This is a genomic window from Candidatus Schekmanbacteria bacterium, from assembly GCA_003695725.1.
Taxonomy (GTDB): Bacteria; Schekmanbacteria; GWA2-38-11; order GWA2-38-11; family J061; genus J061.
On record RFHX01000040.1, the window covers coordinates 22020 to 30054 of the forward strand.

6 protein-coding genes and 1 riboswitch are annotated in these 8035 nt (G+C 36.5%); of the genes, 5 read left to right on the top strand and 1 reads right to left on the bottom strand.

Annotated features, from left to right (window positions below; genetic code table 11):
* Positions 1–60: 60 nt before the first annotated feature.
* The 5 genes from D6734_01880 (at position 61) to D6734_01900 (ending at position 6294) form a co-directional block, all read left to right on the top strand.
* On the top strand, positions 61–1503 hold the full coding sequence (locus tag D6734_01880; protein RMF97580.1) for a hypothetical protein: 1443 nt from the start codon (positions 61–63) through the stop codon (positions 1501–1503).
* Positions 1504–1727: 224 nt separating this feature from the next.
* A complete protein-coding gene (locus D6734_01885) occupies positions 1728–3014 on the top strand; it encodes a hydroxylamine reductase (GenBank protein ID RMF97581.1) in 1287 nt (428 codons plus the stop codon).
* Positions 3015–3084: 70 nt separating this feature from the next.
* Positions 3085–3160: riboswitch (cyclic di-GMP riboswitch) on the top strand.
* An 86-nt stretch (positions 3161–3246) separates the two neighbouring features.
* Positions 3247–5094 carry a hypothetical protein gene (locus tag D6734_01890; GenBank protein RMF97582.1) on the top strand — a complete coding sequence of 616 codons (1848 nt, stop codon included), beginning with the start codon at positions 3247–3249 and terminating at the stop codon, positions 5092–5094.
* Between the two features lie 184 nt (positions 5095–5278).
* Entirely contained in the window at positions 5279–5770 is a 492-nt protein-coding gene (locus tag D6734_01895) for a hypothetical protein (protein RMF97583.1), read from the top strand.
* 44 nt (positions 5771–5814) lie between these two features.
* The gene (locus D6734_01900) at positions 5815–6294 is read left to right on the top strand and encodes a hypothetical protein (GenBank protein ID RMF97584.1); all 480 of its coding nucleotides are present in this window, start codon (positions 5815–5817) and stop codon (positions 6292–6294) included.
* Between the two features lie 6 nt (positions 6295–6300).
* Here the strand turns inward: D6734_01900 and D6734_01905 are convergent, their stop codons facing one another.
* Positions 6301–8025, bottom strand: a complete 1725-nt coding sequence (locus D6734_01905; protein RMF97585.1) for a GAF domain-containing protein — start codon at positions 8023–8025, stop codon at positions 6301–6303.
* Between the last annotated feature and the right edge of the window lie 10 nt (positions 8026–8035).

Sequence of the window (8035 nt, forward strand, 5' to 3'; positions counted from 1 at the left end):
TCTATTTAGAACATTTTTTTTATATCGACTGAAAGTCAATTAAATGAGGGAGGTAAATTGATGAATATTCTTTTAGGAATTCTCATAGTGCTTGTACTTTTGGTAGGAGGAGCTTATGCTCTCATTAAGTATAAAAACAGGCCTCCAAAACCGGATCTTTATGAAGTCTTTTTGAAACAGGATACTACTCCTGTAGGTAAAGTGGGAATTTTTGTCACAGGGCTCATTATGCCTGAAAACCATAGCCATGCTTTCTTTCACAATATTATTAAAAAGATAAACAAAGTAGTAATTCCCTGGCCTATCAATATTCTCACAATGAGGGATAAAGGGATTGCCCTTCTTGACCCGAACAATACTCACGCCCGAGAGGAATTTACTCCAACTCATTTAGAAGATGCTTTTGGCAATGACTGTGATAGGGACGGGGTGCCCTATATCGAGTTGTATAAGCAGGGAAAGGTAAAATGGATGCCTCCCTCATCCCGCATTTATCTTGACCATGGATATTTTTTATATACAGGACGCCTTTCAGGAGAGCCTTCTCTCTGTGGAAAGGTTGCTAATAAATCAAGACTCTATTATTACGGACATGGAATTAAACAACGAAAACTTCCTCACTGGCAGCAGACGAAAGAGATGCTTGAAAAGGGATTTGAGATTATAAAATCCAAATATAATGATGTCGTTTGCGGCTGGGAGACAGGGCTTATATATTGGAATATGAGAAAAAAACTCTTTGAAATTCTTGACCAAGGCATCGATACTTTGATTGCTTCATCACCAATGGGGATATATTCACATTTTGAGGATTTCAACTCGAGCTTTCGGCATATTTTTGAATATGTTGAAGAATGGGAAAAGGAACATCCGGGTAAAAAGATAAAGATAATTATGGCTCCTCAAATGGGAGATTTTCAACCATTGCGTCAGGCATTTCTCGAAATGCTGAAAGACCGTCTTGATACTTTGCCAGAAGGAAGCAGTGTGATGGTTGCTGTAACCTGTCATGGAATGCCATGGGATGCTTTCCCTTGGGAAGCATGGCTTAAGCAGGCACCACCTTATAGAGATAAGCTTTATGAGGAAGTCAAGGAGTTGGTTGGAAAATACAATTTCAGTAAAACAAGGGTTGTAATTTGTCAGGATGAATTTGCTGACCCCATTTGGGACCCAAATGAAAAATATTTAAGCACTAACAGGGCATATTGGAATGCTATCAATGATGGTTTTGATTACTGTATAGGGCTGCCGATAGAGTTTTTTGCTGAAAATTCAGATACCCTTATGCATCACGCAATGAAGAATTATCAGGGCTTTGATGATTATGATATTGAAGAACCAATAGATTATCCTGACTGGTCAGTCCCTTATACGAGGCAGTTTAAACAGAATAATACGACTGTAATTTATAATGGTGTCCCTGTTGGAAAATATCAAAAATATGTAGTTGAAGCATTTGTCCAATCTCTTGAATCTGTCCTGTCAAAAAGAAAGAATTAGCACTCTTTCATATAAGAAACTTAGGTTAAATAAATCCCTCTTCATAAAATTGGAAGAGGGATTTTTTTTTGTTGATATTCCCTTTCTTTAGTGAAAGGATAAAGCCTAATCTGAGGGAAGAAGAAATAAAAAGATGTAATTATGACTTATGTCATACAACAATCTTTCAATTTGAATTAACTAATAACTATCAGAAAAAATAATTTTTTATGGGAGGATTTGAAATGTTTTGTAATCAATGTGAACAAACAGCTAAAGGTACAGGTTGTACTGTGGCGGGAGTCTGTGGCAAAAATGCCGATATTCAGTCCTTACAAGAAATTCTTCTCTATGGATTAAAAGGAATTTCTGCATATGCGTGGGCAGCAAGAAAAGTTGGGAAAGTTGATCCCGAAGTAGATGCTTTTATGCATGAGGCGCTTTACACGACGGTGACAAATGTCAATTTTGATCTTGAAGACCATATCAATATGGCATTGAAATGCGGACAGATGAATCTCAAGGTAATGGAAATGTTGGACAAAGCTTATGTAGAGAGGTATGGAGCGCCCACACCTGTTGAAGTGGAAACGGGGACTAAAGAAGGCTATGGGATTCTCGTGACAGGACATGATTTGCCAGACCTTGAAGAGCTTTTGAAACAGACTGAGGGGAAAGGTATCAATGTGTACACCCATTCGGAAATGCTTCCAGCTCATGGATATCCTGAACTTCGTAAATATGAACATCTTGTAGGAAATTATGGCGGTGCATGGCAAGACCAAGTAAAGGAATTTGCCGAATTTCCGGGAACGATACTCGTAACAACAAATTGTGTGCAGATTCCTAAAGAAAGTTACAGTGACAGATTATTTACGACAGGTGTAGCTTCCGTCAACAGAGAAAATCACATTGAAGGCCACGATTTTTCGAAACTTATTGAAAAAACACTTCAGACAAAGCCTTTGCCTGAAGCTCCGGGAAAGAAGATAATGACCGGTTTCCATCACAGTGCAATCTTGGGGATTGCTGACAAAGTGATTGATGCTGTCAAATCTGGTAAGGTAAAACATTTCTTCCTTATTGGCGGTTGTGATGGTGCAAAGACAGGACGAAATTATTACACAGAAATTGCTGAAAGAATACCGCAAGACTGTATCATATTGACTCTTGCTTGCGGAAAATACCGCTTTAACAAAAAGGATTTTGGTACTATAGGAGATATACCAAGGTTGATTGACATAGGACAATGCAATAATGCATATAGCGCCATTCAAGTGGCAGTTGCATTAGCAGATGCATTCAAGTGTGGAGTGAATGATTTGCCTCTCTCTTTGATTTTGTCATGGTTTGAACAGAAAGCTGTTGCAATTCTCCTTACACTTCTTTCTCTTGATATCAAAGGGATGAGATTGGGACCTACACCGCCTGCTTTTGTTAGCGAGAATGTTTTTAAGGTATTACAAGATAAATTTGACCTAAAATTGATAACCACACCTGAAGAGGATTTGAAGGATATTTTGGCTCAGTAAAAGCATCCTTACTTGACAAATCAGAATATTTTATTATTGATTAGATAATTGAGAAATTGAGTTAATTTTTTTTCGAAAAAGGTAAACCCTGTGGAAGCAGGGGGCACAAAGCCAACGGGTCCAGGAGGGACGGCCGGGTTGCCGAAAAAAAGAGATAACAGTACCTCTTTCTCGGTAAATCCGGGAAAGAGGTTTTTTTATATATTTTTTTAAATTTAAAAGGAGGAAAAAAATGAAAAACCAAAGCAAAAAAATTCTGACATTTTTTTTAATTTTAACAATTTTTGCTTTTCTGCCAAATTTTAGCAAAGCAAAGGCAATAAAGAAAGCCTCCATTGTTCCTTCAAAGGCGAAAATACAAGCAAGCAAAAAAATAGATTTAAAATTTGTCGTTAAATCAAAAGGGAAGGTAAAGAAAGGAGCCCTTTGGTATGTCAACGGTCTTTTAGGTGGAAATGATGCAGTGGGAACGATAACCTCGAAAAAAGGCGGAAGAAAAGCTGTATATGAAGCTCCTGACCTTCCTCCGAATCCATCAACAGTAATTATAAGAGCTGAGAGCAAGGAAGATTCTTCAAAAACGGCTACTGCAAAGATTATCATCAAAGATAAGAAGATAAAGAAGAAGAGTGCAAAAATAAAGGGTGTTGCTGCAACAGGATTGCCGATTGCAGGAGCGCCGGTTGAAGTAATAAACAGCATTGGGGAAATCGTAGGAAATGATACAACAGAAAACGATGGTTCTTATCTTGTCAAAATCAAGAAGAAAAAATATGAACCTCCCTTCCTTGTGAAAGTGACACCTGAAGGTGAAAAACCGTTATATAGTATTGCTTCAGGAGATTCAAAGATTGCAAATGTAACACCTTTAACTGACAAGGCAGTCGAAAGTTTTATTGTCAAGAATGGTGGCAGTGTAAGCGATGATGATTATTCGGATGATATCAAGAAGATAAAGGAAACTGTTGCTGATTTCGACGGAGAGTTTGAAAAAGCAAAGGATGCTTTAGAGAAAGCTTTGGGCATTGATACTCTCAACATTGATTTTGTAAAGTCAAAATTAGATCCTGAAGATCCTGAAAATGACTATGAAAAGATCTTGGAAACTATAAAAGATTCAATCGAAGCGTCAGGTAAGAATGACATTGATGACCTTATTAAGGTAGATGATGATTTTATTGATGTAAATAATGATATAATTCTTCTCTATAAGGACAAAGGGATATTAAGCGATGATAAGATTCCTGAAGATTTTTCGGAAGACGAACTTCCAAAGATAGAAGGAGTAATCACCAATCCTCTGACAGTTACAGATACTACTACTATCACGGGAACAGTAATTGTCACAAATACTATAACGGTGAATGACATTGACATAATTGTCAGTGATACTGCGAAAATCGTGATCAAGGATGCCAATGGCAATAAAACAGATGGAAGCTTTTCAGATTTGTCTGCAGGCAAGTTTGTAGAAGTCAAATATTATATTGATGGGGACCTCTTCTATGCAACAGAAATAGAAGTTAAAAATAAGAAAAAGAGCGAGAATGAGGATGATTTGAATGGGCTGATTACACAAAAGAATGAAATTGCCAAATCAATAGTTGTAGATGGCAAAGCGATTTTCATAAACAATGACACTGAAATCAGGGTTAATGATAGTATAGCTAGCTTTTCAGATTTGGCTATCGGACAAAAAGTGGAAGTTGATGTCCTCTTGACAGATAACAAACTTGTTGCCACAAAAATTAAAGTCGAGAGCCAGGAAAGTGAAGACGAAAAAGATGCCGAAGAAGTAAAGGGGATTATTGACAAAATTATAAAATCAAACAACGAAATAGTTGTTGATGGAATTGTTATTGCAATAACCCCTGATACGAAGATAGAAATTAATGACACATTGGGTTCATTTTCAGACCTCAGCGCAGGGCAATTCGTGAATATGAAAACAGTTTTTATCAATGGGAAACTTTCTGCCCTTAAAGTAGAAGTTAAAAATGAAGAAGAGGGAAACAACAATAATGGCGGAAATGACGGTAATGAGAATGATAATGGAGATGGTAATGATAATAATCTATAGATAGCTATTTCAAAAAAACAAAGAAATTTGTTGAATAAATTACGAGGTGGCAGCTATTCAGTGGCTGCCACTTTTTTACCATTCATTGACAATTGTTTGTCCTTATGCTAACCATTTTTAATGAAAAAAATCGATTGAGCAATCAGTCGGAATTCAATTCAATGTTTAATTGGGAGGATAAAAAATGAAACTGCCTTCACCCCCGCCAACTCCAGTTGAAGAAAGATGGAAAAGGTTATGTCAAGCATTAGCAGCAGAAAGGATAAATCTTTATTTTGATTTGAAAAAAATACTTGGCGATGAAAAGGGAGAAGAAGTTTTTAAGAAACTTTATGACGAAGGAATAAAAAGAATAAGAAAAAATTTCCCGGGAGGAAAATTACCAGTTGGGGAGTTGATGAGAAGAGAGTTGACAAGCTTTCCTATGTTGGGATTTGAATTGACTATTGATGAAGTTGAGGAAGATGGTGAAACAACATATTACGAGCATCTTACAAAATGCCCCTTTCTCGATATGGCACGCAAGATGAATACTCCTGAGATACCCTGCGATTTTTTATGCAACTATGATGTTGAGCTTGCAATAAAAGATAAGAGAGGAAGATGGGAAATAATATCACGAATGGGCGACGGCGCAGAGGAATGTGTTTTCAAAATCAGGGAATGGAAGGAATAATTTGTTTGAAGCCAAAAACTTTTTATTAATCTGAGGGAAAGGAAATGGAAAAGATAATTGGTAAAGATTTCCCATGGGAACAACAAAGAGAAATGCTCATTGAAAGATGTTCTTTGAAACTTCCGCTTCTTTATAAGAATCTTGTAGCTGCTTATGGTGAAGAAAAGGCAATGGAAGTTTATGACAGGGTCTATGAAGCAAATTTTAAGAGTCGATTGGGGAAACTTAAAGGTATGGATTTAGGAGATATAATGAGACTGGAGGTTCAGATGTTTCCCGCAATGGGATGGAAAATCTGGATTGAGGAGAAAGAAGAGGATGATGGTCCTGCGTGGTATGAACATTTAGAATATTGCCCTCATTGGGAAGCGACAAAAAAACATAAGCTTCCGGAGCCCTGTAACATTGTTTGCGATATGGATTGCAAATACGGAGAAAAATATAAAATAGGGAAATGGGAAAGACTGAAACATATGCCTTCAGGCGACAGTGAATGTTGTTTTAAGATAAAGAAAGCTGAATAGTTTAAGTCATATAATCTTTTTGAATTTGTAATCTTTTACCGATTCGTAAACTTTTGCGTCGATAAATAACCTGACCAAATAAAGGTCGAGCTTTTTATCCTTTGCCTCATTTAGAAGAATATCTAATGCCTTATCCACAACAACTGCTTTTTTGTAAGGCCTGTCAGCCGCAGTAAGAGCATCATAAATGTCTGAGATTGTAATTAGTCGTGATTGAAAGGGTATTTGCCTGTAATTGATTCCTCGCGGATAACCGCCGCCGTCTAATTTTTCGTGATGGCTGTATGCTATATCTGGAATTCCTTTCAATTCCTTTGTCCACGGGATTTTACTCAAAAAATTGAAGGTATGAGTTACATGGGATTCAATCTCTTTTCTTTCTTCTTCAGTGAGCGAACCTTTCTTGATGCTCAAAAAATGGAATTCTCTTTCTGATAAGATTGTGGTTTCCTTACCATCTGCACCTACATATTTTTTGTTCACCAATTTAGCCAGTTCTGCTGAATTTTCTTCTGGAAGTATTGTAGGTTCATCTGCTTGTTTTATGAGATTAAAATAATAGTCTAATTGTTCAATGTCTTTTTGCATCTTATAATTGATTCTATTAATGAAATCCGATTCTGTTTTATTCGGATTTTTTTTGAAAAATTCCGCCTTTCTTTCTGCATAATCTTTTTCTATTGATTTTTTTATGTAGTCAAAACGTTGTTTGATGATTTCAATTTCGAGTGGATAGAGTTTTTTAGCCTTTACAAGAACATTTTCTCGTACTCCAACTTTGCCAAAGTCGTGTAAAAGCGTAGCATATCTAAGCTCTTTGATTTCGTCATCACTGAAGTAGATGTCTTTATATTTCCCCCTGTCCAAGTTGTTTATTATTTCTGCAAGACGGACCGTAAGAATAGCAACTCTTTCTGAATGACCCGAAGTCGTAGGGTCTCGTTGTTCAATGGCTGTAACGGAAGCTTTCACGAAGCCTTCAAAAAGGTTTTCAATATTTTTATATAGAACATTGTTTTCTATTGATATAGCTGCTTGGCTTGCAAGGGAGTTTACTACTTCCTGACATTCCTTTGAGAAGGGGATGACTTCTCTTTTAATGATTTCGGGTCTCAACAATTTTTTTTTGAAATCTCTTTTTCGGTTAATGAGTTGCAGTACCCCTGTTATTTCATCTAAATGATTTTTCATCGGCACAACTATCATTGATTTTGTTCTATAACCCGTTTTTTCATCAAAACTTTTGTTGAAGGAATAGGGCGAATTGTGATGAATGGAATAAACATCTTTTATATTGAGCGCTTTGCCTGTGACAGCCACATATCCGGCAAGACTTTCCTTGTTGAGAGGCAATTTTTGGTCTAAAACACTTTCCAAGGAAAGTGTGTCATTTTGGGCAAGTTTAAAACGAAGAAAGCTTTTTCCATTTTTCTTTTCTACAAGGTATAGGCTTCCAGCATCGGCTGATGATATTTCTCTGCATTTTTTTAATATAAGCGTTAATAGTTTGTCATAATTTCTTTCAGAAGAAAGTGCAGCGCCAATCTTATTTACTGCTTTAAAGTTTTGTTCGAGTTCTCGATACTTCTTCTGAAGATGATGGTTTTTTTCTCTTAAAAGAATATTCGAAATAGCATTGTCTATAATCCTTTCTATAATTTCTTCTCGAAATGGCTCCGGCAAGATATAATCAAAAGGCTGAATAAACGATGGTTCTGCCTTTTTTACCAATTTCTTTTCA

Coding starts and splice junctions, on each gene's coding strand:
- D6734_01880 (RMF97580.1), top strand. CDS start 61: ATGAATATTCTTTTAGGAATTCTCATAGTGCTTGTACTTTTGGTAGGA.
- D6734_01885 (RMF97581.1), top strand. CDS start 1,728: ATGTTTTGTAATCAATGTGAACAAACAGCTAAAGGTACAGGTTGTACT.
- D6734_01890 (RMF97582.1), top strand. CDS start 3,247: ATGAAAAACCAAAGCAAAAAAATTCTGACATTTTTTTTAATTTTAACA.
- D6734_01895 (RMF97583.1), top strand. CDS start 5,279: ATGAAACTGCCTTCACCCCCGCCAACTCCAGTTGAAGAAAGATGGAAA.
- D6734_01900 (RMF97584.1), top strand. CDS start 5,815: ATGGAAAAGATAATTGGTAAAGATTTCCCATGGGAACAACAAAGAGAA.